The organism is Brucella sp. 22210, assembly GCF_052045675.1.
Taxonomy (GTDB): Bacteria; Pseudomonadota; Alphaproteobacteria; order Rhizobiales; family Rhizobiaceae; genus Brucella.
In genome coordinates, this window is sequence record NZ_JBQEPD010000024.1 from 1 (window position 1) to 26,147 (window position 26,147).

The window sequence follows — 26,147 nt, forward strand, 5'->3', positions numbered from 1 at the left end:
GCGCGACGGTCAGTCTGGTCGCCCGTCGTCATGGCATTGCGCCTAACCAGCTGTTCGCGTGGCGCAAGCTTGCATCGCAGGGTGCCTTGGTTGCCACCGCAGCCGAAGAGGAGGTTGTCCCTGCCTCGGAATACCGGGCGCTTCAGGCTCAGGTGAAGGAATTACAGCGCCTTCTGGGCAAGAAGACGATGGAAGGGGAAATTCTCAAGGAGGCCCTCGAAATCGCCAACGGCCCAAAAAAACGACTGCTGCACTCAATCTCGCTGCCGAAGGACGTTTTGCGATGAAGGCGCTATGCGAGACGTTAGGCGTTGCCCGGTCGAATATCGCTGCACGCGCCACAGGCACCCTTTCCAGAGCCCGAGGGAGACCTCCGCTTCCCGACGCTGATCTGGTTGCTCAGATCAAGGCGGTCATTGAAGAAATGTCGACCTATGGTTATCGGCGCGTTCATGCCATTCTGCGGCGCAAGGCCCGTGAACAGGGGCGTTCATGGCCGAACGCCAAACGTGTTTATCGCGTGATGAAGCGGCATGATCTGCTCCTTCAGCGCCATACCGGAGCTGCCGGTGAACGCAGACACGACGGGCAAGTCACCGTCGAGCGCTCCAATACCAGATGGTGCTCCGATGGCTTCGAGATCACGTGCGACAACAAGGAAAAGGTCCGCGTTGCATTTGCGCTCGACTGCTGTGATCGGGAAGCAATCGCTCATGTGGCCACGACAGAAGGCATCAAGAGCGAAGATGTACAGGACCTTGTCATCACGGCGGTAGAAAACCGCTTCGGGCGCATCAATATGCTGGCAGAGCCCATCCAGTGGCTTACCGACAATGGTTCATGCTTCATTGCGAAAAACACCGCGTCCCTGCTCCGGGATATCGGTATGGAACAGTGCAGAACACCAGTGCGCAGCCCGCAGTCAAATGGAATGGCTGAGGCTTTCGTCAAAACATTCAAGCGCGATTATGTCCGGATCAACCCGACGCCGGACGCCGAAACTGTCATGGCTCAACTGCCATCATGGTTCGAGCACTATAACAATCTTCACCCGCACAAGGCTTTAGGATATCAATCTCCACGAGAGTTCCTGAGCCGAAATGCTCAATCCTGAAAATGTCCGGTTTTTAAGGGGCAACTCCACCGGGCTATCGAAGGGATTGTCGAAACTGACACACCAGCCATCATTGTGACTGACAATATGATGCTGTGTAACGGGATGACCAAATGGCTTGCCGGATGGAAAGCGAGAGGATGGCGGAGACCGGATGGGGCGCTAAAGAATGACGGCCTTTGGAAAGCCCTTGATGCAGCGTGTGAAGGGAAGAGTATCTATTGGCTATGGGTGAAGGGGCACTCCGGCGACCCCTTGAATGAACTCGCTGACACCTTGGCGGACCATGCCGCGCTGGGGAAATATCCGAAAGGACAGGCCAGCATCAAGGTGACAAACCCGGAATGGTTCGAAGACCACACGAGCCGGAGTTGATGGAAATCCTCCCACCACAATAGTGTTGCATAATTAGCACTCACCTTAGGAGGAGCAGCGCCCCGGCCATCATGGTTCGGGGCTTTTGCTTTTCCGGGAAACGCCAACCGCAAGCGACAGACGCTAGGAAGCCATGGATTACGCTACAGAAGTTCTAGACAGGAAGACAGGCGAGCTTATTTCAATCAGCCAAGGGGATTGGATGAGAATGAGCGAACTCGCAGAACTGTTATGTTGCGGTCGCCGGGAAATGACGGCCATTCTCAAAGACCTTGATTTCTTACAGCTCGAAGAATCTGGCCGCTATAGCCGCTACAGATTATCAAATTGGGTTATTGCGAAGGGTTGGGGAAGACGACTTCATTGTAAGGGAAGCAAATACCCTTTTGATGTTGTCAGCCCCGATGCCGCTTTCTGGCTCATAGATCGATGGGAGCAGGCCAAATCTAACTATCACGATAGGACGCACAATGCAGATGTTGTTGCAGCCAAGCAGGCTTTGCAACGGTTTCAGCATGATCGTGGTCGCTGGGATATGTCCGTTCAAGAAATGGTCAGTTGGCTTGCCGATCACCTTCCGGAGCTGTCTCAAGAAAAGATTGCTGCCGTCCTAGACGTGACGCAACAGGTGGTTAGCAAGTTCCTCAAGAGGCGTAGCGAGCAACGGGCAATATTCAAAGCTCTGAGGCGGGATTGTCCAGAGCGAAGAAAGATTCCTGCTGCGATAGGCCTCCAATATGAGGGTCACGTTGGTTCAACCTAGTTGTACGGGGTCTATACACAAGAGTACAACCGCTCGAAAAACGCCCCTGACAGCAGCAGCAATATTGACGAACACAACTTCTATTATTGCAGATCGAGGGCGTTTCTAAGAAAAATCGGCCCCTCGTTGTGGATTGATTACATAAGAGAACGTGATCTCGTCTCGGTCATCATTATGTGACGTTGCTCGAATATCGTGGATATGGATGAGTGCATAGAAGCCTCCCATATTTCGCACCACGGCGATCTCCCCCTCTTTGGGCGTCCTTGCACGGTTGGAAAAATCAAACCGCGAAGCATCCTTGATTTCTGAGAAACTGTTGGCACCGTCCGCAATTGCGATTGAGTCAATATCACTTGGGTCACTGTAAATGTGGATCGAAGATGCGCCAGCATTTGACCACTGAATCGTAAAGGCGGTGTCGCCTGAGCCAATCACGTATTTCTGATTATTGGACATGTAGTTCGTGATCACTCGCCCATGCAACCGCTGCGACCGGTACTTTGGCTTCCATGGCCAGTAACTGGCAAAAAGCGTGGCAAGCCCGCCCACAAACACCACGAGTGGCTCCATAGGAAAATCTAGTTGAAGCCAATCCAAGATGAACCAGATCACGGACATAAACATGAACAGTATGAGCAGGGTATTCAGCGTTATGCCCTGACTGCGACTGAGCTTGTAAGAGAGATTTTGGAAGGCCGACATTCTTTGACCTAGAAGCGATACATGTTGGTACTATGGCTTTGCCTTGAGCAGAGAAAGCCCCAACTCAATCACCACCCATCCGCCAACGAAGAGAGGCTGGTCAAAAACCAAAAATCGAAGACGGTTTATGGCATATCCAGTTTGAAAACCGAAATATTTCCTTCTGGCAGGCCCGTGAACTCATTGAGCAAGGCTATGACGTTGCCGCGCTCGCTCAGGCTCACCGCCCAAAGCACTGACCTCCCGACAATCCAGCTCAATTATTCGCACCTGACAGATAGGAAAAGCGACATGACCATTCATTCCACCAGCATCACCGCAGCGCAGCCAATCGTTTCCGTAAAGGACGGCAAGGTGTTCGCTGACAGCCGTGATGTGGCCGAGTTCTTCGGCAAGCGTCATGATCATGTATTGCGGGACATACGGAGCATGGACTTGTCCCCAGATTTGGGGGCATCTTTGTTCCTCCCTACTGCCCTTTTAGATAAGTATGGGCGGGAGATGCCCGCTTTTGACATGACCCGTGATGGCTTCACTCTCCTCGCCATGGGCTTCACCGGCAAGAAGGCTCTCCAGTTCAAGCTCCAGTACATCGAAGCGTTCAACCGAATGGAAGCCAAGTTCAAGACAGCGCAGCCGGTTCCGGCAGACAACCACGGCCTCCTCATGGAGCTGGTCAGTCAGCAGGCTGAAACCAATCGTCTCCTCCGCGCACTGGTCGAAGGCAACCAGTCGGTGACTTCCGCTGTCCAAGCTGTTCAGCAGGCGCTCCCAAAGCCGAAGGATGAGCGGATGCTGTCCGCGAAGGAAGCACAGTAGGAAGCAGTTTGGTGCTGAGTTCTGGCGGTGCTATGGCGAGTGTTGTCACTATTCAGGAGGACTACCGCACATGATGTTTCTGCCGGATTTTCAGATCGCTCAACAGTTCAGCTTACGCGATGTGCGCTATTTATGCACGGACGTGGGGATGAGAGTAGCTGTCGCTATTCAGGTAGATCGCCTCCGATCACCGGATGGCACTGTCATTAATCTTCATGACGCGCAGACTCTTTATGGCGTGAAGGAAGAGGTCATCGATGAGAGTGACATGATGCATTGCTCGCCGGTTACCGGATAAATACAGACTCACTGAGAGCCTTGAAGTAAGCCTGAGGCATTCCCTCATCCCATCGCTATTTCCCTCTCCACGGGCCTCCCTGAGTCGACCTGAGGGGTGCATTGTGCTGTCCTGAGGGTAGCGGCTATTTTCCCGCAAAAATTCGAGGCGGCAATCGATAGAGTGGCAGCGCGCGTACCCCCCGATGCCCCCTAGCCGTGCCTGACCACTCTCTTGACTTGCCTTCAACCCTCTGAGATTCTTAGGGAATTGCCATATTCATGCAGGGGGTTTAGTGCGGAAAAAGGCTGGTATTGATAACCTCGTTAAGCTGACTGAGATTTACCGACTGCTGGAATCGTTCCGGGAGTTGCGACCAGAGATGCCTATGCAGATGGCATCGGTCTTCCTAGTGATCGCCATGAGGCCGGGGGTGCAGCAGTGTGATTTGCCGGACATTATCGGTGTTAGCCAGTCTTCCATCTCCCGCAACGTCACGGCGCTGACTTCACGGACACGCCACGGCTCTCCGGGCTTGAACCTTATCAAGCGCAGCCTTGACCCTGAGGGCGGAAGGTCGCCAGTCATTTACCTGACCGCAGCGGGGAAGCAATTGACTGAGCGGTTGTTGGACGTTGTGTCAGTCCGCAGCGCGGCCTAATCTTTGAATTGTGAAGCTGTCCGATGCGGAGGTTGACTTCCGTGACGGGGAGGTCTTCATTTTTGTGAATTAAATCAACGCGAACGGTCGAAATGTCATTGGTGAATGCCCAAAATTATCTTGAGCGGTTACAAAGATTCGATTTGGCAAAGCTATTGGAGTTAGCAACCGGCCAAGTCATAGAGGAGCAGTTGCGCCCATGGCATGGTACGCAATCAGTCTTGGAAATTTCCGCACCACAGCCTTACTCGGAAGCCCTCAGTTCTCTGCCTGAATTTGATCGGAAGCGAATTGCCGAAGCTATCTGCGCGAGTGAGGTCGAGTTTCTGGCGTTCAACTTTAAAGACTTCAATGTTGCAACGTCAGGCATGCTTCCAGACTATGACCGGCGAGCGTTACTCCCTGAGCTGATTGTGCAACGAGAAGTCATGATTTCGGTTGCGACAGGAGGAAGCCAGATTCAAGACGTGAATGACTATTACAAAGCACGTCAGGTGCGGATTTCCAGCATCGCGAAGGAGTGTGAGTTTGAATATGCAAACGGGTTCTCCGATTTGTGGGACTGGTATCATTATTACAAGGAACATCTCCAATCATATCAAGACCGTAGAACGCACATCAGGCGTTTATTCGAGCCATTAATCTCTTCTGTGACCGCAAAAACAGAGAGATTCTTCGTTCAGATTCGAGAGACCAGTGGGTGGGACCGAGTCGACAGAGCGTTCACCAAAGCTCGACAGCAACTCGAAACCGCCAAAAATGAAGAGGACTTCCAAGCAGTCGGGCTTCTTTGCCGAGAGGCGCTTATCTCACTGGGGCAAGAGGTCTTTGATCCAACAAAACACGAAAGCATCGACGGCGTTGCCCCTAGTAAGACCGATGCCAAGCGGATGCTAGAAGCCTTCCTGCATTATTCGTTCTCAGGAGCAAGCTTCAAAGAAGTGCGAGCGCATGCAAAAGCGTCCATCGATCTGACGCTCAACCTACAGCACAGACGTACAGCCACCAAACGACTGGCAGAGCTATGCCTAGAAGCAACAGGCTCGACCGTTGCCGTTTTCAAGATTCTCTCCACCAGTGATGACGAAGCATAATGTCATTAGGGTGTACCATTAGCGAACCGCGATGCGTGATGGTTCGATAATATGGATTGACAACTCAAATCGAACCGATAAATAAGAGACCACTTAAAACGAACCAACAGGTCTCTTTCATGTTCACTCGCGCTTATCTCCGTGCCTCGACCAAGGAACAGGACGCCTCACGCGCCCGCGCTGATTTGGAAGCCTTCGCTTCTGATCGGGGCCTGACTATCGCCGCTACCTACACAGAGAATGAAAGTGGCGCTTCCCTTCAACGCCCGGAGTTGTTCCGCCTTTTAGCTGACAGTCGCCCCGGAGACATATTGCTGGTCGAACAGGTTGACCGCCTCAGCCGCTTGAATGCTGCTGACTGGGAGCGCCTTCGCTCCGAGATACGACAGCGACAGGTGAAGGTCGTAGCTCTTGACCTCCCAACGTCATGGCAACTCGCCGCTACCGGGAACGATGATTTCACCGCTCGTATGGCCGAAGCTATCAATGGAATGCTGCTGGACATGCTTGCCGCTATCGCTCGCAAGGATTACGAGGACAGACGCAGACGGCAGGCCCAAGGCATCGCCAAGGCAAAGAGCGATGGCAAATACGCTGGACGCCCGGAGAATACAGAGAAGAATGAAGCAATTATCGGGATGCTTCGCGCTGGTCAAAGTTGGAACGCCATTGTGAAGGCGACAGGCTGTTCCCGGTCAACGCTAGCACGGCTAGCCAAACGTTCGGCTGAGCGGAGTATTCACGCGCTTCCGTCTGTGTAGGCGTATCTGCATTTTTTCACGGCGTCTGCTTTTTTCGCGGTTCACACCGAGGCGCAGGTGGTTTCGCCTCTGGCCGCTTCGCCCATACCTTTAGCATCGCATTGACCTTCGGCTGAACACGCCTTCTGGCTTCCTTCCGGTCTACTCCGTGCAACAGAAGGGTTTCATATTCGGTCATCTGGTGCCGCAGGATGCCGTCAATGGTAATGCCCACGGCACGGCCCAGCTTGACACCTTCCCATTCGCGCTCCGAAATCAACCTAGCTATGTGTTCCACCGCGAAATCAGGACAGCCGGGATGCTTTTTTGGATATGGTGCGCTACGACCTCGAAAGGAAAAAAACATAAATTTCCTTCCCGGCCCCTTGCTAATCTTATGCGGTCAGGTCCGCACTTTGAAAAGCGGGTCAATCATTCCAGATTTCCTGCAACGGCTTGTGCATCCAGCTCGGTCGGACTGGGTATCCGGCCAAGTTCAACGCATCGAGCCAACAGATTGGAAAGGATTCTAGCAGCTTGCAAATACCCTTCCTGCAACAATTTCGCGTCTAATGAGGAACCATGAACTGCCTTAGAACGAATACCGTATGCCTTCTTCACATCGTTGAACCACTGCATCTTCTCAGTGTGACTACCATCCATTAGAAGCGCGGTGTAGAGTGCCAATCGGCGGTTCAGCTCGCCATCGACGGAAAGTAAGCCTTCAATTCCCGACCACAGCAGCATTATTCTTGTATCAAAGTCGATAAGTTGTTGGGCATTGCCATAACATCTCATCGCTCGACTAAACAAAGAGTTTCCGATTAGCTTATCGAATTTTTCACGATGCTTGGAGGCCCATGTCAAGGAGCTCTCCGACACCAATTTGAGGGACTCTATCGGTCGAAATACTATCGTGCGGTTTGCCGCCGTCAGAACAGGCTCAGCACCAACAGCATAGCTGTACAACGAAAAACAAGGTGTATGGGTAGCGACTGACAGAAGGTGAAAATCCCAAAGCGCGTTCCAAGCTTTCGCAGTGAGTTCATCTGGACTATCTAAGCTTGCATGAATTTCAATAGCAAAACTCTGAATCTTTTGGCCCGAAATCACTGCAATATAATCAGCGAAGTTCCTGCAACTCTTCGCCACAACGTCAGGTGATAAAACCGGCACTTCTGGCGTAATGACGATACCGGAAGCGAGTTCGTAGGGTTGCTCCAGCCGAATCCCACACCCAGCAATAACGATAGACCGTGTCCCGCTTTTTTGGGCGATCGTGATCATCTAATCTCTCAAACTGAACGTTAAGCCAAACCCATCCTCGGATTACTAATCGGAAAACTTGACCGGCGCTACAAAAAACACTACAAACACAGGAAATCACCGCAGCGAAAAACCCTTTAATTTCAACGGTTAGGTGACGAAACTGTTGTTTCCCGCCGACCGCACCACAATTTTTCATGCAAAAGCCGCCGTGTTTTCCCGGCGGCTTTTGTTTTGATGGAATACCGTCAGCCGTGCAGTTTGGCGGTGATTTCAGCGACACGCTTGCCCTGAAAACGTGCGCCCTCCAGTTCCTGTGCCGATGGCTGGCGCGAACCATCGCCATCTGCCGTCGTCGTCATGCCGTAAGGCGCACCGCCGCGCACCACATCATTGCCCATCTGCCCCTGATAGGCATAGGAAAGCGGCACAATGATCATGCCATGATGCTGCAACTGCCACTGCGCCGAAATCAAGGCCAGTTCCGCGCCGCCATGCTGCGTCGCCGTTGACACCATCACCGAGCCGACCTTGTTGAGCAGCGCGCCCTTGGCCCACAGACCACCGGTCTGATCGAGAAAATTTTTCATCTGCGCGGCCATCATGCCATAGCGGGTCGCGGTGCCCAATATGATGGCGTCATATTCGACCAGATCGTTCGGCGATGCGATGGCTGCGTCCTGATCGACCTTATAATGCGAGGCCTTGGCGACTTCGAGCGGAACCAGTTCGGGCACCCGCTTGATCGTGACTTCCGCGCCGCCTTCGCGCGCGCCTTCTGCCGCAGCCTTGGCCATCTGCTCCATATGCCCGTAGGACGAATAGTACAGCACCAGAACTTTTACCATCTGACGTCTCCGTTTTCGGTTTTGCGGAACCCCTTTTCCGCATTCACTCAACTAGAGAGCATTTTCATTTTGGGAAGATGACCGAACGGAGGAACATTTTGTCTTTTGCGACAAACCGGTTGCGGCGCGGTGCGCCTGAGGCTTAACTGTCGCCAAATTGAAATGGAGTCTGGGCATGACCGACACTTCGCAGCAGGCCGTCAGGGCTGCAATGCTCGCCATTGGCGACGAACTTCTCTCCGGGCGCACCAAGGACAAGAACATCGGGCATCTCGCCGATCTGCTGACCGCCGTGGGCATCGATCTCAAGGAAGTGCGCATCGTGCCGGACGAGGAAGACGCCATTGTCGCCGCGCTGAATGCCCTGCGTCCGAACTTTGATTATGTCTTCACTTCGGGCGGCATTGGCCCGACCCATGACGACATCACTGCCGACGCCGTTTCAAAAGCCTTTGGTGTGCCCTGCATCTATGATGAAAAGGCCATGAAGCTTCTCAACGACAATTATGCGCGGCGCGGTCTGGAATTCACCGATTCCCGCAAGCGCATGGCCCGTATGCCGCAAGGGTCGGAACATATCGACAATCCGGTCTCTTCCGCACCGGGCTTTCATATCGGCAATGTCTATGTGATGGCGGGCGTTCCGTCCGTATTTCAGGCCATGCTGGACAACGTAATCCCCACCTTGCGGACTGGCCGCAAACTCTTGTCACGCGCTGTGCTCTGTCCCTTCGGCGAAGGCGTCATCGGCGCGCCGCTGGCCGAAATCCAGAAGCAGAATCCCGATACGATCATCGGTTCCTATCCGAAATTCGAAAATGGGCGCTTCAGCACCGAGCTTGTGGTGCGCGGCAGCGATCCGCAGAAGATCGATGCGGCAGCTGCCGAAATTGACGCCATGATTGCCGGGCTGGTGGCTTCCGGCGCAAGCTGACCAAACTGGCATATTCGAAAACACTTCCTTTAAGTCTTGCAACCTTTTGCGTGCGCAACTCGTTGCATTCTATGCTAAAATGGAAACACAGCTGGAAGGAGATCGGTCATGACCTACAAAACGGTGGTTGCCTATTCCCGGAGCGAAGCCGAGCTGAAGCGGGTTCTGTCCGCCATCGCGCTTTTGATGCGAAAAGTGCCCGATCTTCATGTCATCGGCCTCTATTCCATCCCCTCTCCCATCGTATATGCCGATCCCAACGGGTTTATCGATCCCGGCATGTTCGAACTGCATGACAAGCAGCACAAGGAACTGTCAGAGCGGCTGAAACATGTTTTTGAAGAAGAGATGCGCCGTCAGGATGCACACTTCGAATTCCGTATCACCCGCTCGGAAACCGGCACCGCTGCCGATGGCGTTCTGACCTCGTGTCTCGGTGCGGAATTGCTGGTGGCAGGCCAGCCGGATCCCGATGATCCAGCCACCAATGACGAAACCGCCGACACGATTGTCTTCAATTCAAGCTGCCCGGTTCTGCTCGTGCCTTATGCACCTGTGATGCGGCCATTGTCGCTCGACCGGATTGTTGTTGCCTTCAATGGCAAGCGAGAAGCGGCGCGCGCCGCATTCGATGCCCTGCCCCTGATGAAACAGGCTGGCCGTACTGAAATCGTATGGGTTGACCCGCCAGAAGCTGAGGGCGAGGACGAAGCGCTCGCCGGTACCGAGCTGGCTGAATCCATTGCTCGCCATGGTATTGAAGTGAATGTCACGCCGCTCGGTTCGAATGGACGCTATGCGCAGGATGCGCTGCGCGAACATATCATCGCGGAGCGTGCCGATCTGCTCGTCATGGGCGCCTATAGCCATTCGCGTCTGCGCGAGCTGGTTTTTGGTGGCGTGACTCGTTCAATGCTCAATGAACTTCCCGTTCTGACACTGTTTTCGCGGTGATATGTCCGCCCATATCGAGCGGGCAATTATCCCCAATTCGTCGCATCAAGCCGCCTCAAGCCATAACAGACTTGCAAGATCGGTGTTTTTGCGGTTATCAGCACTACCCGGCGCTGACTGTGCCGGGTTGAAGAAACCTTTTCATCGTGTTGCAGCCCCTTAACGTGGGCGCAGACGGCGAAAGCAAAGGTCTACACAGTTCAGCGCGCTTGACGGTGGTCATCGCGCATTTTTGGTTTAGCCAGTCTGTGGGCCACAGCCCACGGACTGTTCCATGGAGCGTTTCGATGTCCTTGCCCGATAAAGCCTTTCCCGTATCCTGGGATCAGTTTCACCGCGATGCCCGCGCGCTTGCCTGGCGCATTTCCGGCATGGGGCGCGATTGGCGTGCAATCGTCGCGATTACGCGCGGCGGTCTGGTGCCTGCGGCCATTATATGCCGTGAACTCGGCATCCGCCTTATCGAAACCGTCTGCATTGCCTCCTATCACGACTACACGTCGCAGGGCGAAATGCAGATCCTGAAGGGCATCGGCGAACAGCTTCTGGAAAATGGCGGCGAAGGCGTGATCGTCGTCGACGACCTTACCGATACCGGCAAGACTGCTGCAATCGTCCGTGAAATGATGCCAAAGGCGCATTTTGCAACGGTTTATGCCAAGCCGAAAGGCCGCCCGCTGGTCGATACCTTCGTGACCGAAGTATCGCAGGACACCTGGATCTATTTCCCGTGGGATATGGGCTACACCTATCTGGAGCCGATTGCAGGCGACAAGCGCGGATAAGTTCCAGCATATCGCACCCCGAGACATTCGAAATGCCAGCTCTAACCGGCTGGCATTTTTTATTGGGCACAATTGTTCTGCGTATAAAACCAGCAGGATGGAGGGCTTTTTTAAAAGAAAGAAGGCACTCTCAAAAAACGCAGAAAACGAAAACAGAAAAAAGGATATTTCTGCCGTAATCGCGTGCTATAAGAAAATGGTCGAAATGGCGCTGGTAGCGGTCAGGTTCGGCGTTGAATAGCAACGCGCCCTCCCTGTATTTCAATAGTAGCTTTAAAATAAAGGACTTTTTCGTCCTTTTGTAAGGTCTGTTGCGCATTTGAGCAGTTGTTATTTTGGCGAATCATTCCATTTTAAGGAAAAGAGGGAATTTCGCAGTGAAGACGGTCGCCAAACAACTTATTGCAACGGAAAAGCGTATTCTTACGCCTTCTGGCCGTTTGCAGCAGGTTGCGGCCCTTGTCTATCGTCGCGAAATGGGCGCTCTTCAGGTGCTTGTCATTACAAGCCGCGGTACGGGCCGCTGGATCATCCCCAAGGGCTGGCCGCAAGTCGGTCGCACACTCGCTGAAACAGCCTTGCGCGAAGCTTTCGAAGAAGCAGGCATTCGTGGCGATGTCACGCCCGAACCCATCGGCAGCTTCAATTACTGCAAAATGGATATGCCGCCAGAGCGGATCAACCAGTTTTCGGTCGCGGTTTATGCTGTCCGCTTTACTGGTCAGGAGAAAAGCTGGCCAGAACAAGATCAGCGCATCTGCGAATGGGTGTGCCCGGATGAAGCGGCAAGGCGCGTCGAAGAGACCGAGCTAAAGCAGATTCTTCTGCGCTTTGGTGATTCGGGTATGAGAGTCGCTGCTGAATAGCGGCGTCATTTCTCCATTAACGCTACATATCTAAGCTTGCTCGGCCTATCCGTAGCGTTTCCAGCGGGAAATCTACCTATAGAGCCTCGTGATCACTATCCGCATCGCTCCCGGAACGAAATTCACAGCGTCCTGTGCAAGGCTTCAATCGCTCACAGCAGACTATTTCGAGCTGCCATCTCACGCTTTTTGCTCAGACCCTGCATCAGAGCGTCGTTCGATCCCACTGTTTTTGCGCAATAATTGCCCTCAATGATTGGTTAAAAAGAGGTAAAAGCGTTTTAGCCGGCTTCGTTCACAAAAGCTTCTCTTCTCCCCGTTATCCACATTAGCCCCAGCGCCTTACGCACAATATCTAGCGTTGGACGCCTTACAACAAACCAATGCTTGACGCTCGCAGCCGAGTCGTTTTTTATGAACTTATCGTTGCGTAAGTGGCGTGGCCGGGCGTCTGAATAGCCGGTCTTTCTTTCAGGTTAGTCAAGTTCTGGAACGGGCGTTGCGCTTATTCAGCGTAGTTGTCGCTCCGGGCTTCGTCGTGCCCGATTTCCGGGCCGGACCACCTTTGGAGAAGCAGATGCAGCCACATGACGAAAGAGCGTTAACACTAGATTTAGTATTTGCGCTCATGCTTCTTACAAGATAGAGTATTTTTCGATCTGCTGATTTGTTGGTTTGCAATACCCCTGACGAGGATAGCTCTGGCTGCCTTGGGGTGTTTTGTTATGCGCCGAATGCAGCAGAAGCAGAATTCGGGATCCCGGTTATGTGCCGGAATCCTCACCAAGAAGCCCTTCCTCGCAGGAGGGCTTTCAAACAGAGACGCGGTACAGACAGCAAGTGGCGGGCCATGGTGGAAACTCACCTTTGGCGCTACTATATATAGAACGTTTGGATGGAAAAGATGAAGATCGAACGCCGTTTCACGAAAGAGAATCAGTCGGCCTATGCGGACATCGCGTTTCGGACTGCGACCAGCGAGATCAAAAATCCCGATGGATCCATCGTATTCCGCCTGGAAAACATCAATGTACCGGCTCAGTTCAGCCAGGTTGCAGCAGACATTCTTGCGCAGAAATATTTCCGCAAGGCTGGCGTGCCCGCCCATCTGAAGAAAGTTGAAGAAAACGACGTCCCGTCGTGGCTGTGGCGCTCGGTCGCCGATGAAGATGCGCTGGCATCGCTGCCGCAGAACGAGCGTTATGGCTCCGAGATGGACGCCTGTCAGGTTTTCGATCGCCTTGCCGGCACCTGGACCTACTGGGGCTGGAAAGGCGGCTATTTCGGTTCGGAAGAAGATGCCCTCGCCTTCCGCGACGAGCTTGCCTATATGCTCGCCACCCAGCGCGTCGCACCGAACAGCCCGCAATGGTTCAACACCGGCCTGCATTGGGCTTACGGCATTGACGGTCCCGGTCAGGGCCATTTCTATGTCGACTGGCAGACTGGCAAGCTGACCAAATCCAAGTCGTCCTACGAACACCCACAGCCGCATGCCTGCTTCATCCAGTCCGTCGCCGACGATCTGGTCAATGAAGGCGGCATCATGGACCTTTGGGTTCGCGAAGCGCGCCTGTTCAAATACGGTTCCGGCACGGGCTCCAACTTCAGCCATCTGCGTGGCGAAGGCGAAAAGCTTTCCGGCGGTGGCAAGTCGTCTGGCCTGATGAGCTTCCTCAAGATCGGTGACCGCGCTGCGGGCGCCATCAAGTCGGGCGGCACGACCCGTCGCGCCGCAAAGATGGTCGTTGTCGACATCGACCATCCGGATATCGAAGAATATATCGACTGGAAGGTGAAGGAAGAGCAGAAGGTCGCTTCGCTCGTCACCGGTTCCAAGATCGTCAAGCAGCATCTGGCTGCGATCATGAAGGCTTGCGTCAACTGCGAAGCCGATAATGATGATTGCTTCGATCCGTCGAAGAACCCTGCCCTGAAGCGCGAAATCAAGGCAGCCAAGAAGAACCAGGTTCCGGAAAACTACGTCAAGCGGGTGATCCAGTTTGCGCGTCAGGGCTATACCGATATTCAGTTCAAGACCTACGACACGGACTGGGATTCGGAAGCCTATCTCACGGTTTCGGGCCAGAACTCGAACAACTCCGTCTCGCTGAAGGACGAATTCCTGCGCGCCGTCGAAAACGACAGCGACTGGAACCTGACCGCACGCAAGGACGGCAAGGTCATGAAGACCTTGAAGGCGCGCGATCTTTGGGAAAAGATCGGTTATGCCGCATGGGCCTCCGCTGATCCGGGTCTGCACTACAACACGACCATGAACGACTGGCACACCTGCCCGGTCGCCGGTCCGATCCGCGCCTCCAACCCGTGCTCGGAATATATGTTCCTTGATGATACGGCTTGTAACCTGGCGTCGATCAACCTGCTCACCTATCGCAACAAGGACGGTTCGTTCGACATTGCGGCTTACGAGCACACGGCGCGCCTGTGGACCATCGTTCTCGAAATTTCGGTGATGATGGCGCAGTTCCCGTCCAAGGAAATTGCCCGCCTCTCCTACGAATACCGCACGCTCGGCCTCGGCTATGCCAATATTGGCGGCCTGCTGATGACATCCGGTATTCCTTATGACTCGGATGAAGGCCGCGCCATCTGCGGTGCGCTGACCGCCATCATGACCGGCATTGCCTATGCAACCTCCGCCGAAATGGCGAAGGAACTGGGTACTTTCCCAAGCTATGAGCCGAATGCGGAACATATGCTGCGCGTCATGCGCAACCATCGTCTGGCCGCCCATGGAGAGACTGAAGGTTATGAAGGCCTCGCCGTCAACCCGGTTGCACTGATTGCTGAAGACTGCCCGGATCAGGACCTGATCACCCATGCCCGCGCGGCTTGGGACAAAGCGCTGGAACTTGGGCAGCAGCACGGCTACCGCAACGCCCAGTCGACCGTTATCGCGCCAACCGGCACGATCGGCCTCGTCATGGATTGCGACACGACCGGCATCGAGCCTGACTTTGCGCTGGTGAAGTTCAAGAAGCTGGCCGGTGGTGGCTACTTCAAGATCATCAACCGCGCTGTGCCGGAAGCACTCCGCACGCTCGGCTATTCGGAAAGCCAGATCGCCGAAATCGAAGCCTATGCTGTCGGCCACGGCAACATCAATCAGGCTCCAGGCGTCAATCCTTCGTCGCTGCGCGGCAAAGGCTTCACCGATGAGAAGATCGAAGCCCTGAATGCAGCGCTCAAGAGCGCGTTCGACATCAAGTTCGCTTTCAACAAGTGGACGCTGGGCGAAGATTTCTGCAAGGACGTGCTGAAGCTCACCGACGAACAGCTGAACGATTTCTCGTTTGAAATGCTGCCGGCTCTGGGCTTCTCCAAGAAGGACATCGAAGCTGCGAACATCCATGTTTGCGGCGCAATGACCCTCGAAGGCGCACCGTTCCTCAAAGAAGAAGACTACGCAGTGTTCGATTGCGCCAATCCATGCGGCAAGATCGGCAAGCGTTACCTGTCGGTGGATAGCCACATCCGCATGATGGCTGCCGCACAGCCATTCATTTCGGGCGCGATCTCCAAGACGATCAACATGCCGAACGACGCGACCGTCGAAGACTGCAAGAACGCCTACATGCTGTCCTGGAAGCTGGCTCTGAAGGCCAATGCGCTTTACCGCGACGGTTCCAAGCTCTCGCAGCCGCTCAACGCCGCGCTGATCTCGGACGATGAAGACGAAGATGATGCAGTCGAAGCGCTGATCGAAGCACCAGCCGCGGCCCGCGCCGTTCAGGTGACGGAACGCATCGTCGAAAAGGTCATCGAGAAGATCGTGCATGAGCGCGAAAAGCTTCCGAACCGCCGTCAGGGCTACACCCAGAAGGCTGTCGTTGGCGGACACAAGGTCTATCTGCGCACCGGTGAATTCGGTGACGGACGCCTCGGCGAAATCTTCATCGATATGCACAAGGAAGGCGCTGCTTTCCGTGCGATGATGAACAACTTCGCCATCGCTGTATCGCTCGGCCTGCAATATGGCGTGCCGCTGGAAGAATATGTGGAGGCATTCACCTTCACCAAGTTCGAACCCGCTGGCATCGTCATCGGCAATGACGCGATCAAGACCGCAACGTCGATCATCGACTATGTGTTCCGCGAACTGGCCGTCTCCTATCTGGGTCGCAACGACCTCGCCCATGTCGACACGAGCGATTTCTCGAACACGGCGCTCGGCAAGGGTATCCAGGAAGGCAAGACCAATCTGGTTTCGACCGGCTGGACGCGCGGCTACAAGCCGACACTGGTGACCAATACGACGCCGGGCAGCGAAGCCAAGGGTTCGTCGGCATCAGCACCGCAGGCTTCGAATGTCACGACATTGAAGTCCAGCGCTACTCCGGCTGGTCGCCCGGCGACCATCGGTCTGGTGACGGAAGGTGCAACGGCTTTCAAGCGTGAGTTTGAAGAGCAGACCGCTCCGGTACAGCAGCAGGAAACCTCGGCTGCAACCGAACTGTTCTCCGACAAGGCTGCTGCCGACGCCGCTTCGGCCCGCGCCGAAAGCGCCAACTCGGCAAAGAAGATCGAAGCCGACCGTCGCATCAAATCGATGATGCAGGGTTATACCGGCGATAGCTGCACCGAGTGCCAGAACTTCACGATGGTGCGTAACGGCACCTGCCTGAAGTGTGACACATGCGGCGCAACGAGCGGCTGCAGCTGATCGAACGGCGGCGATAAGGTCTGAGCATTTCGAAGTGATAAAAGAGCGCCCCTCGGGGCGCTCTTTCTGTTTGTGATGAAGGGAAACAGCCCGTACATTCTGCTGTAAAAGCAATGCCATATGTTTTGTGAGTTTCGCTGCGGATAAGGGTTTCAAACGCGCGACTTGTAGGCATACTGGTCTTCAATAATTTGTCGGCTCACTTCGTGGGCCGGCCCTCCCCATTCCGGTTTTGTGAGGACGCGATGAAAGCGATTGTCATCCACGCTGCAAAGGATTTGCGCATTGACGAGCGTGAGCCCGAGACGCCCGGTCCCGGCGAGGTTGAAATCCGTCTCGCCACTGGCGGCATTTGTGGCTCCGACCTGCATTATTACAACCATGGCGGCTTCGGCACCGTGCACGTCAAGGAACCGATGATCCTCGGGCACGAGGTTTCCGGTCATATCGCAGCGCTCGGCGAAGGCGTTTCCGGGCTAGCCATCGGCGATCTGGTCGCCATATCGCCGTCCCGTCCCTGCGGTCACTGCGAATATTGCCTCAAAGGGCTGCCCAATCACTGCTTCAACATGCGTTTTTACGGATCGGCGATGCCCTTCCCGCATATTCAAGGCGCGTTCCGGGAACAGCTCGTCGCGCAGGCGAGCCAATGTGTGAAGGCCGATGGTCTCAGCGCCGGTGAAGCGGCGATGGCTGAACCGCTCGCTGTCACACTGCATGCCACACGCCGCGCGGGGGAGATTTTGGGCAAACGCGTGCTGGTGACCGGCTGCGGCCCGATCGGTACGCTTTCGATCCTGTCGGCCCGTCGCGCAGGCGCGGCGGAGATCGTCGCGGCGGATATTTCCGGGCCAGCGCTGGATTTCGCGCGCAAGGCTGGTGCGGATCGCACGATCAATCTTTCGCAGAACCCGGACGGTCTGGCCGAATTCAGCCAGAACAAGGGTGCATTCGACATATTGTACGAATGTTCCGGCGCAGCATCTGCTCTTGTGGCAGGCATTCAAGCGCTTAAACCGCGCGGCATCATCGTACAGCTCGGAGTCGGCGGCGAGATGAACCTGCCGATCAACACGATAACGGCCAAGGAACTCGATCTGCGCGGTTCTTTCCGATTCCACGAAGAATTCGGTCTCGCTGTAAAGCTCATGCAGGACGGGTTGATCGACGTCAAACCGCTCATCACGCAGACCCTGCCGCTGGCCGATGCGCTGAGAGCCTTCGATATCGCGTCGGATAAAACACAATCGATGAAAACCCAGATTGCATTCAACTAAAGAACTTCAAAATAAGTGCGAGGCAGGTTCAATCGCTTTGTGCTGACCGAACCGCTTCAGGAGGAACTATGAGCGTCCAACTCTTCGATCTGACAGGCAAACGCGCGCTTGTGACCGGCTCTTCGCAAGGGATCGGCTATGCGCTGGCAAAAGGCCTCGCCGCCGCTGGGGCTGACGTCATTCTCAACGGTCGCGATGCGGCCAAGCTGAAGGCGGCAGCCGAAAGCCTCGGAGTGAAGCATACACTGGCCTTCGATGCGACGGACCATGAAGCCGTTCGCGCGGCCGTAGACAAGTTCGAAGCGGATTTCGGCCCCATAGACATTCTCGTCAACAATGCGGGCATGCAGCACCGCACCCCGCTGGAAGACTTTCCAGCCGACGCTTTTGAACGTTTGCTGAAAGCCAATGTCTCCACCGTGTTCAACGTGGGGCAGGCTGTTGCCAGACATATGATCAAACGCGGCGCGGGCAAGATCATCAACATCGCCAGCGTCCAGACGGCCCTCGCCAGACCGGGCATAGCCCCTTATACCGCCACAAAGGGCGCGGTCGGCAATCTCACCAAGGGCATGGCCACCGATTGGGCCAGATACGGCTTGCAATGCAACGCTATCGCGCCGGGATATTTCGACACGCCGTTGAACGCCGCTCTGGTTTCAGATCCTGCTTTCTCCAACTGGCTTGAAAAGCGCACCCCGGCGGGGCGCTGGGGCAAGGTTGATGAGCTTGTCGGCGCCTGCATCTTCCTTGCGTCCAATGCCTCATCCTTCGTCAATGGCCATGTGCTCTATGTGGATGGCGGCATCACCGCCTCTCTTTGAAGATCAAAGACTGTAGCAATTCGCATATAGATGCCGGTCCGTGGATAATTTAACGGGATCGGCATCTCTTAAAAATACTCCCGGCGGTTGATTTGGAGGCCGCACCGCCTTATTTCGCAATAAATCTCGATGATACAATCATCAAAACTGTGGTGGTCGTTGAACGGCAACCATCAACACTCGCGAAAATACGTCTCGGGAAAATCTATTGTCGGAATTCTTTATTGCACATCCGTGGGCGGAGACGCTTACGGCTCTTGGGGGATTGTTTCTCTCCGCATTCATCGCAAATTTTCTGATCAAGGCAATTCTGCTCAAGCTGCTTGACCGGATCGTTCGGAAAACTTCATTCGGTCAGGACGAAGAGCTGAAGCAGCACAGCGTCATCAGCCGTCTGGCTAATATCATTCCTGCCCTGATCATTTCTTCCGGCATTCTGGCGATCCCGGGACTGCCGGATACCGCGATCACGATCATTCGTAATGTTGCGATTGCCTTTATCATTCTGACGCTGGCCTTAGCGGTCACTTCTGCATTCGGTGTGGTCGACACGCTTTATCATAGACGTCCGGAAGCGCGTTATCGGCCCATCAAGGGTTATATTCAGGTCACCAAGCTGGCGGTCTATATCATCGCCGCTGTCCTTATCATCGCAACCCTGCTTGATAAGTCGCCGGTTATTCTGCTTTCCGGTGTCGGTGCAATGGCTGCCGTGCTGATCCTCGTTTTTCAGGACACGCTGCTCTCACTGGTCGCCAGTATGCAGATCGCCTCGTCAAACATGGTTCGCGTGGGAGATTGGATCGAGATGAAGAACCTCGATGCCAATGGTGATGTGACGGAAATCGCGCTTTATACGGTCAAGGTGCAGAATTTCGACAAAACGATCACCACCATCCCGATCCGCAAGCTCATCACCGAACCGATGAAGAATTATCGCGGCATGCAGGAATCGGGCGGTCGTCGCATCAAGCGTGCGCTTTACATCGATCAGAACTCAATCCGTTTCCTCTCCGAGGATGAACGCGCAAGCATGGCATCCGTCGACTGGCTGGCTGATTATCTGCCCAAAAAGGCCAAGGAAATCGCCGAGTGGAACGACAGGCTAGGCGACCGCGCCAAAAATCCCGTCAACACGCGGCGTTTCACAAATATCGGCACGTTCCGTGCCTATGTGGAAAATTATCTGCGCAATCACTCCGGCGTTCATAAGGGCATGACGCTGCTCGTGCGCCAGATGGACCCGACGCCGGAGGGACTGCCTCTCGAAATTTACTGCTTCGCCAACACCACGGTCTGGGCGTCTTTCGAGCAGATACAGTCCGATATTTTCGATCATCTCTATGCGGTGCTGCCCGAATTCGGCCTGAGTGCCTTCCAGAACCCGAGCGGCAAGGATTTCCGCAAGCTGGTGGATTGATTTTGACGTTTGAATCCCGGCTGACACATATGCGGTTTCAAACGTCAAATTCGAAAAATCCGCTAGATACATATAGTTGCTGGTGGTCTTTATGATTCCAACATCTACTCAGTGCGTGAACCGAGGGATGCAAATGTTGGAATCAGACCAATAGTGCTGGCCGAGTAAAGCTTTAGCGAAGAGCCTCCACGACGCGCGCATCAAGGTTTTGGACGCTATAGCCTGAACGGGTGGGCGTCAGCCCCAGACGCACCACGGCCAGATGCATCGATGGAACGATCATGACGGTTTGCCCGTCATGGCCGGACATCCAGAAAGCATCGTCTGGAATGCTGCCCTCGCCCGCCTTGGCCCCGCCTGCCCGCAACCAGACTTGCGCAGAACCGTAACGACCACCTGAAGCCGATGAAGGCTTGCGCATAAACGAAACGAAATCCACTGGCAGAACCTGCTTGCCATCGATTTTCGCCCCGTCTGCCAGAAATGCGCCCAGCTTGGCCCAGTCGCGCGCCGTCGCATACATATAGGATGAGCCGGCAAACACGCCCGAGGCGTCGGTTTCCAATATGGCGCTGGTCATGCCCAGCGGTTCGAACAGAGCGATGCGCGGATAGACGAGTGCCTCATTCCGGTCGTCAAAACTCTCCATGAACAGCTTGGACAGAATATTCGCCGTACCGCTGGAATAGTTGAATTTCGTTCCCGGTTGCGCCTCCAGCGGAAGCGAAGCCGCAAATCCAGCCATATCTTTTTCGAGAAACAGCATGCGCGTAACATCCGCCACCGTTCCGTAATTCTCGTTAAACCGCAGCCCGCTTTCCATGGCCATCAGATTGGCAACGGTAATCTTGGCGCGCTCGTCCTTTTGCCATTGCGGCAAAAGATTGCTTTTGCCCAGATCCATGTGATTTTCAGCAACGCGCATTCCGATCAGCGTCGCCATGACGGATTTGGTCATCGACCAGCCAAGAAGCGGCGTATCGGCGTTGAAGCCTTCTCCATAGGTTTCGGCGACAAGCTGACCATTATGAATAACCGCGACCGCTCGCATGCCGGAGCCCGCCAGTTCCTTGTCCTCGATAACGCTCTGCACCTTTGCGGAGATTGCGATATCCAGCGATGGCGCTGCCGCTGATGCCGCCTCATCGCTAACCATGCTGCGACTATCCGTCGATTGAATATTGGCGCATCCCTGCCCGGGAAGAAACACAGCTTTGCTAGGCGCGAAGAAGCCAAAAATCCGCACCGTTACGGTGTTGGTGTTGTCGTCCACGGCAACATTGAGGAATTTCAGCAGCGGATTTCCGGGTGCCTGAACATCATCCGCGAGAACGGCGTCGGCGTCGCGCTTGGCGATAAAGACATTGGAGCAGACGATCTTGGCCGCATAACCCGTGCCAACCCGCAAAAGCTCCGGTGGGCTGAAACCAAGCCATGCCGCCGCGCCGACTAGCAGCAGAACGACAAAACCAAAGACGGATTGCAGGAGCCGCTTTAAAAATTTCGACATGAAATACCGTCTTCTTTTCAGAGCAAGAACCGCATCCGTTTCGGGACAATGCACTTGCAAAAAACACGTTTAAACGAAGATCAATGTTGCTGCGCAATCAGGATTGCTTCTGATTTTTCTCCAGCAGGATACCTGACAGAATTTCGATTTGCTGCTGCTGTTTCTCAATCAGCCCTCGCAGTTCGTTCGAGCGCAGTTGATCAAACTTCTCATGCAGAGCCATGATTTCGATTTCGGCTTTCAAATTCACTTCATAATCGTGCGACGCGTCCAGCCGGTCCTTGGCCGCCTGCCGGTTCTGGCTCATCATGATGATTGGCGCTTGAACCGCCGCCAGCATGGAGAGAACCAGATTGAGAAAAATATACGGGTAAGGGTCAAAGGCTCTGGTCGCGAGCAAGCTGTTGAACGCCACCCAGACCGCAAGAATGACACCAAAGACAATGATAAAGGTCCACGAGCCGCCAAATTCGGCGACCTTGTCGGCCAAACGCTGCCCGGTGGTTCGCTTTTCGTCGAAGGATTGGTTGATATCTTGCGCGATGGTCTGCCTTTCGGCCAATCGCTTGAGAACGGACTTTTCCCGGGCGGTTAACGTCTCCGGTGATCGCCCCAGATAGCGCAACACCCTATCGAGAACTTCCTGACGAAACTTGCTGGTTTTATCGTCCGCTTCCGACATGCTGCTCTCCGAGTCTGACCACACTGAGTGCATGTTTCAGCGAAACGGAGATACAGTCAATTACTGACGTTTTACAGAAACGATGTGCACGGCTCACCATATGAAAAGGGCGCTCGCGCGCCCCTCATTATTTTATCGATTGGAACTGCCTGGGCCATTCCACCGGCCACCGTGATGCCGGTGATGTCCACGATAGTAATCGCGCTTGTAATGACGGTGCGATTGCCAGCGGTGATCTCTGTAGTGGCGACGATCGGAACGCCAATGATCCCGTCTGTGGTAATTCCGCTTCTTCCAATGCTTATGCGAATGGTAACCGCGATGGTCGCGAACCTGTTCGACATTGGAGGTTACGCCGGGCTTTGCCAGATTGGCCACTGGCGCAGCGGAAGCCGCTCCGGCACCCACTAACAAGCCTACGCCAACAATTCCTGCGATAAGTCCACTAAAGAGCTTCATTTCCTGTACTCCTCTTGATGGAAGCATCATGAAACTTAGCGCATGAACTCAAAATGAACAGCTTTGACTTTTCAACCATCTGTGATCATCTTAATAAAAGCATCAATATTCTTCAAAATATTTTTAGCGCTATAACAATTAGTTACCGAGACGGAAAAGCCAGGAAATACGCAGCAAATATTCGTTACAAATCTTCGATTGAGATAAATGCGGTCCGCTGTAAATTCATCTTCGGCGGCCCAAGCAACCGCCCCGACTGGAAGACACACCAGTCCGTTAAATTGCGTGTTGCCCCAATGACACGCAATTGACATGGGAGACGCCACGCTGCCCTTGTTGAGCGTCTCCCACTCCATCTTCTCGATGCAACCTGAACGGGTTCATTTTTCTGCCGCCTTTATGCAATCATCTCCACACGCGCTTCGTTGCATCAGCGGTGAAGCGCACCCCGGCGTCATTATGCACCAAACACAAACGTCGGGGTTTCTCCTTTTCCTTTCCGCTTCCCTACAGTTTCAGTCAATCTGATCGCGTTTGGCAACGAACGGTGAACCATCCGGCTATTCGTGCGTTACTCCTCTGTCCCCAAAACGCAAAACGGAGGAAATCCCGATGGACTGGAACCGTGTTGAAGGCAACTGGAAGCAGGTTAAAGGCAAGATCCAGGAACAATGGGGCAAGCTCACCGACGACGATCTGGACCAGATCAGCGGTCGTCGCGAACAGCTTGAAGGCAAGATTCAGGAACGGTACGGCATAGCCAAAGACCGCGCCAAATCCGAAATTGACGACTGGTATGACCGCCAGAGATGGTTGTCCTGAACGAAACCCCGCATTAGCGGGGTTTTTCGTGACCCTCCGCCACCTTTAAAAGTTCATCCTTTCAGCCACTCGACTTATACTTGCGACTCAGTTTTTATCCCGCTCCAATTGCTTTAGCTTTGGAATAGATATGAGGGAAACCATGCGGGGATTTATAGTCGCGGCGCTTTTGCTTGCTTCGGCTTCTGCGGCCAGTGCGGCTGAGAAACCAATCGATTCATATTATGCGCGCCTCAGCGCTGCCGATCATTTCAACTCGTCCGGCGAGCGACTGACCACGGCGGCGGCCATTATTCGTCAGGATCGGGCGAATGTTTATGTCTATGGCAAGCGCGATTCCGAAGACGATCTGGATGATTATTTCAACAACAAGGCCAACCGGGCGCGTCTTGAGCGCATGGTTGCCAATGGCAGCTTCTACGGACGCGCAGAGCACGACATTCTGAACGGCACGCCGTTGATTTATGTCGAGATTTACGACGACAGCGTTGTTGTGTCGGTCAAAGGCGACTGACCTTTAGGGGCATTGCCGCTCCGGATCGGACCAGCAACAATTCGTTACAAATATGCAATTGCGCTCTTCAACCGGCGGAATATCGTTCTCAGCGGGTCATATTGCGGCCTGCTGCGTATTTCGTTGAACTGGTATGCAGCTATAGGGAGACGTGGCATGCCCTTGCCGCGCCTCCCTTTTTATATGGCCAACCGAAAGCCTGCTCGCGTTAGACGCTTGAGCCTGTCCAGCTTTCCCGATATCCAATAGTCCTGACCGTTCCGGTCTGATCTGCATCGCAGGGGTATGAAATGTCACGTAAACTGAATGTTGTTGCTTGTGCATTGGCGCTTCCCGCGCTGGCCTCCTGCACGGCGTCGCCTTCAGCCAACGTCAATCCGCCCAAGCCGCCAGTCGACCCCACCCCGATCATCGGCACGTGGTGCAGCAATGACGACAGGCGCTTCACGATTTCGCAGGAGCGGTTCGATAGCCGTGGCATGCAATGCACCGTCATGAAGCTCGATAACTACAAGGGAACGTTCACGCTCAACCTGGTTTGTGGCAGCGACGCTCAACAGGTCAGCGAGAATGTGACGATCACGCCGATAGGCGACGCTCTTGAAATCGTGTTCCTGTCGAAAGGTGTTCGCCATACCCGCGTAAACCGCTGCGGACCTTCGCCCTCGGCGCCGGTTGTCGCTCCAGTGCAATCCGAGCCTGCTCCGCCTCTTCCACCCGTGCAGTAAGCGGTGATTCCGGTAGTGCGTGATGAATTTATGTTGGCGAAACGTTCCGACAGTTAGCCGGCAATGCACTTTCAATAGCCTTAAATTTCCGCATTTCTTGCTCCAGGCGGCCTATTAGGCTTGCACCAGACGACAAATGCATTACCTGTCTCCTGACAAGCGAAAGCGACGATATTTTTCTTCAGGCCAGAGCCGCGCTTTCATCCACTCAGCTCAATCGGAGGCTTCGCCAATGAAGAAAGCTATTCTCATCTGCATCGCGGCATTGTCGGTAGGCGGCTTCGCGGCCACCAACACAGTTATGGCTGCAACCTCTCCCAAGCAGCGCGCCGCCGAAGTGAAAGCGGTCGTAGACGCGGTTTCTCGCGAACTCCCGAAGAACCCGATCAACACAGTCATGTACATCCGCGCCAACAATTTTGAGGTTCTCGCCGGAACCTGCACGGTGCGGGCACATATCGTCTCTTCCAAAGCGACCAAAACCGGCAAGCCTGACAAGATCAAAGTCCGTCTTAACCGGCAGCGGTGCACGCGATAAGGGCGAGTAGTTTCTACACAAGATTGCTTATTGTTAATATTGCGCATTCTGGCGGATCAAGCACATCCGTGAGATAATATTAGCTATGAGAGCTAGAGCGCTGACAAGGACATGGCATACTGCTCTGATCGCGGTCAGGGTGCTCTGTCTTGTTGTGCCAATTTTAGTCGCCCTCACCGCCCTTCTGCTCATTACCAAATATGATGGCGATAGAAATATCGTGACGAATACCGGCGTGCCAGGAGCCACCGCACCGACCGGCAACTGAAGGCTCGTGCAAGCGCATTGACGAGCCATTAGGCGTGCCAACGAGATGAATTCAAAAGAGATTTGAAAATGGTGGGCGCGACAGGGATTGAACCTGTGACCCTTCGCGTGTGAAGCGAATGCTCTCCCGCTGAGCTACGCGCCCTTAGAGCAGCAGATGCGCTCAATCAAGGTGACGCGGATATACGGTCCCGCTCGGGGCAAAGTCAAGCACCCAC

27 protein-coding genes and 1 tRNA gene are annotated in these 26,147 nt (G+C 54.4%); 20 read left to right on the top strand and 8 right to left on the bottom strand.

Going from position 1 to position 26,147, the window contains the following annotated elements:
* From ACTJKP_RS20925 to ACTJKP_RS20935, 3 genes are all read left to right on the top strand, one after another.
* A protein-coding gene (locus ACTJKP_RS20925; RefSeq protein ID WP_440630270.1) for an IS3 family transposase occupies positions 1–1,114 on the top strand; the annotation gives its coding sequence in 2 pieces (ribosomal slippage) (positions 1–231 and positions 231–1,114; 1,115 coding nt annotated over the 2 pieces). This gene is flagged as partial in the annotation.
* Between the two features lie 45 nt (positions 1,115–1,159).
* Entirely contained in the window at positions 1,160–1,489 is a 330-nt protein-coding gene (locus ACTJKP_RS20930) for an RNase H family protein (protein ID WP_440632051.1), read from the top strand.
* Between the two features lie 208 nt (positions 1,490–1,697).
* Entirely contained in the window at positions 1,698–2,252 is a 555-nt protein-coding gene (locus tag ACTJKP_RS20935; RefSeq protein ID WP_440632014.1) for a hypothetical protein, read from the top strand.
* 105 nt (positions 2,253–2,357) lie between these two features.
* Here the strand turns inward: ACTJKP_RS20935 and ACTJKP_RS20940 are convergent, their stop codons facing one another.
* Positions 2,358–2,957 (bottom strand): hypothetical protein, encoded by a 600-nt coding sequence (locus tag ACTJKP_RS20940; protein ID WP_440632015.1) that lies wholly within the window; start codon positions 2,955–2,957, stop codon positions 2,358–2,360.
* A 21-nt stretch (positions 2,958–2,978) separates the two neighbouring features.
* Here ACTJKP_RS20940 and ACTJKP_RS20945 point away from each other — a divergent pair, with 21 nt between their 5' ends.
* The 5 genes from ACTJKP_RS20945 to ACTJKP_RS20965 all read left to right on the top strand — a co-directional run bounded on the left by ACTJKP_RS20945 (position 2,979) and on the right by ACTJKP_RS20965 (position 6,569).
* Positions 2,979–3,776, top strand: coding sequence for a Rha family transcriptional regulator (locus ACTJKP_RS20945; protein ID WP_440632016.1), 798 nt, complete (start codon positions 2,979–2,981; stop codon positions 3,774–3,776).
* A 70-nt stretch (positions 3,777–3,846) separates the two neighbouring features.
* Positions 3,847–4,074 (top strand): hypothetical protein, encoded by a 228-nt coding sequence (locus ACTJKP_RS20950; RefSeq protein ID WP_440632017.1) that lies wholly within the window; start codon positions 3,847–3,849, stop codon positions 4,072–4,074.
* Between the two features lie 274 nt (positions 4,075–4,348).
* The gene (locus ACTJKP_RS20955; protein WP_440632018.1) at positions 4,349–4,714 is read left to right on the top strand and encodes a hypothetical protein; all 366 of its coding nucleotides are present in this window, start codon (positions 4,349–4,351) and stop codon (positions 4,712–4,714) included.
* Positions 4,715–4,806: 92 nt separating this feature from the next.
* Complete coding sequence (locus tag ACTJKP_RS20960; RefSeq protein WP_440632019.1) at positions 4,807–5,808, top strand: hypothetical protein; 1,002 nt, start codon at positions 4,807–4,809, stop codon at positions 5,806–5,808.
* Between the two features lie 119 nt (positions 5,809–5,927).
* On the top strand, positions 5,928–6,569 hold the full coding sequence (locus ACTJKP_RS20965) for a recombinase family protein (protein WP_440632020.1): 642 nt from the start codon (positions 5,928–5,930) through the stop codon (positions 6,567–6,569).
* Between the two features lie 16 nt (positions 6,570–6,585).
* On the opposite strand, the gene ACTJKP_RS20970 is transcribed toward ACTJKP_RS20965, so the two are convergent.
* The 3 genes from ACTJKP_RS20970 to wrbA form a co-directional block, all read right to left on the bottom strand.
* Complete coding sequence (locus ACTJKP_RS20970) at positions 6,586–6,915, bottom strand: DUF2293 domain-containing protein (protein ID WP_440632021.1); 330 nt, start codon at positions 6,913–6,915, stop codon at positions 6,586–6,588.
* 65 nt (positions 6,916–6,980) lie between these two features.
* Complete coding sequence (locus ACTJKP_RS20975; RefSeq protein ID WP_440632022.1) at positions 6,981–7,835, bottom strand: hypothetical protein; 855 nt, start codon at positions 7,833–7,835, stop codon at positions 6,981–6,983.
* 227 nt (positions 7,836–8,062) lie between these two features.
* Positions 8,063–8,662, bottom strand: coding sequence for an NAD(P)H:quinone oxidoreductase type IV (gene wrbA / locus ACTJKP_RS20980; protein WP_078340453.1), 600 nt, complete (start codon positions 8,660–8,662; stop codon positions 8,063–8,065).
* 175 nt (positions 8,663–8,837) lie between these two features.
* Here wrbA and ACTJKP_RS20985 point away from each other — a divergent pair, with 175 nt between their 5' ends.
* From ACTJKP_RS20985 to ACTJKP_RS21020, 8 genes are all read left to right on the top strand, one after another.
* Positions 8,838–9,596, top strand: a complete 759-nt coding sequence (locus ACTJKP_RS20985; protein ID WP_440632023.1) for a competence/damage-inducible protein A — start codon at positions 8,838–8,840, stop codon at positions 9,594–9,596.
* 108 nt (positions 9,597–9,704) lie between these two features.
* Positions 9,705–10,550 (top strand): universal stress protein, encoded by an 846-nt coding sequence (locus tag ACTJKP_RS20990; protein ID WP_138785152.1) that lies wholly within the window; start codon positions 9,705–9,707, stop codon positions 10,548–10,550.
* Between the two features lie 287 nt (positions 10,551–10,837).
* Positions 10,838–11,335: a xanthine phosphoribosyltransferase gene (gpt, locus tag ACTJKP_RS20995; RefSeq protein ID WP_078340451.1), complete on the top strand. Its 498-nt coding sequence runs from the start codon at positions 10,838–10,840 to the stop codon at positions 11,333–11,335.
* Between the two features lie 377 nt (positions 11,336–11,712).
* A complete protein-coding gene (locus tag ACTJKP_RS21000) occupies positions 11,713–12,201 on the top strand; it encodes an NUDIX hydrolase (RefSeq protein ID WP_078340450.1) in 489 nt (162 codons plus the stop codon).
* A gap of 904 nt (positions 12,202–13,105) precedes the next feature.
* Positions 13,106–16,888 (top strand): vitamin B12-dependent ribonucleotide reductase, encoded by a 3,783-nt coding sequence (locus tag ACTJKP_RS21005; RefSeq protein WP_440632024.1) that lies wholly within the window; start codon positions 13,106–13,108, stop codon positions 16,886–16,888.
* 245 nt (positions 16,889–17,133) lie between these two features.
* Positions 17,134–18,165, top strand: coding sequence for an L-idonate 5-dehydrogenase (locus ACTJKP_RS21010; RefSeq protein WP_440632025.1), 1,032 nt, complete (start codon positions 17,134–17,136; stop codon positions 18,163–18,165).
* Between the two features lie 68 nt (positions 18,166–18,233).
* Positions 18,234–18,989, top strand: coding sequence for an SDR family oxidoreductase (locus tag ACTJKP_RS21015; protein WP_440632026.1), 756 nt, complete (start codon positions 18,234–18,236; stop codon positions 18,987–18,989).
* Between the two features lie 208 nt (positions 18,990–19,197).
* Positions 19,198–20,409 (top strand): mechanosensitive ion channel family protein, encoded by a 1,212-nt coding sequence (locus tag ACTJKP_RS21020; protein WP_440632027.1) that lies wholly within the window; start codon positions 19,198–19,200, stop codon positions 20,407–20,409.
* Positions 20,410–20,581: 172 nt separating this feature from the next.
* Here the strand turns inward: ACTJKP_RS21020 and ACTJKP_RS21025 are convergent, their stop codons facing one another.
* The 3 genes from ACTJKP_RS21025 to ACTJKP_RS21035 form a co-directional block, all read right to left on the bottom strand.
* Positions 20,582–21,919: a serine hydrolase domain-containing protein gene (locus ACTJKP_RS21025; RefSeq protein ID WP_440632028.1), complete on the bottom strand. Its 1,338-nt coding sequence runs from the start codon at positions 21,917–21,919 to the stop codon at positions 20,582–20,584.
* 97 nt (positions 21,920–22,016) lie between these two features.
* Positions 22,017–22,601, bottom strand: a complete 585-nt coding sequence (locus ACTJKP_RS21030) for a DUF1003 domain-containing protein (RefSeq protein WP_440632029.1) — start codon at positions 22,599–22,601, stop codon at positions 22,017–22,019.
* Between the two features lie 530 nt (positions 22,602–23,131).
* On the bottom strand, positions 23,132–23,416 hold the full coding sequence (locus tag ACTJKP_RS21035) for a hypothetical protein (protein ID WP_440632030.1): 285 nt from the start codon (positions 23,414–23,416) through the stop codon (positions 23,132–23,134).
* 256 nt (positions 23,417–23,672) lie between these two features.
* Between ACTJKP_RS21035 and ACTJKP_RS21040 the strand changes: the two genes are divergently transcribed.
* From ACTJKP_RS21040 to ACTJKP_RS21055, 4 genes are all read left to right on the top strand, one after another.
* The gene (locus tag ACTJKP_RS21040) at positions 23,673–23,882 is read left to right on the top strand and encodes a CsbD family protein (protein ID WP_078340441.1); all 210 of its coding nucleotides are present in this window, start codon (positions 23,673–23,675) and stop codon (positions 23,880–23,882) included.
* Between the two features lie 142 nt (positions 23,883–24,024).
* Entirely contained in the window at positions 24,025–24,396 is a 372-nt protein-coding gene (locus ACTJKP_RS21045) for a hypothetical protein (RefSeq protein ID WP_078340440.1), read from the top strand.
* A gap of 290 nt (positions 24,397–24,686) precedes the next feature.
* Positions 24,687–25,124 carry a hypothetical protein gene (locus tag ACTJKP_RS21050; RefSeq protein WP_440632031.1) on the top strand — a complete coding sequence of 146 codons (438 nt, stop codon included), beginning with the start codon at positions 24,687–24,689 and terminating at the stop codon, positions 25,122–25,124.
* A gap of 232 nt (positions 25,125–25,356) precedes the next feature.
* Complete coding sequence (locus ACTJKP_RS21055) at positions 25,357–25,662, top strand: hypothetical protein (protein WP_440632032.1); 306 nt, start codon at positions 25,357–25,359, stop codon at positions 25,660–25,662.
* 337 nt (positions 25,663–25,999) lie between these two features.
* Here ACTJKP_RS21055 and ACTJKP_RS21060 read toward each other — a convergent pair.
* Positions 26,000–26,074, bottom strand: a tRNA-Val gene (locus ACTJKP_RS21060).
* Positions 26,075–26,147: the final 73 nt, after the last annotated feature.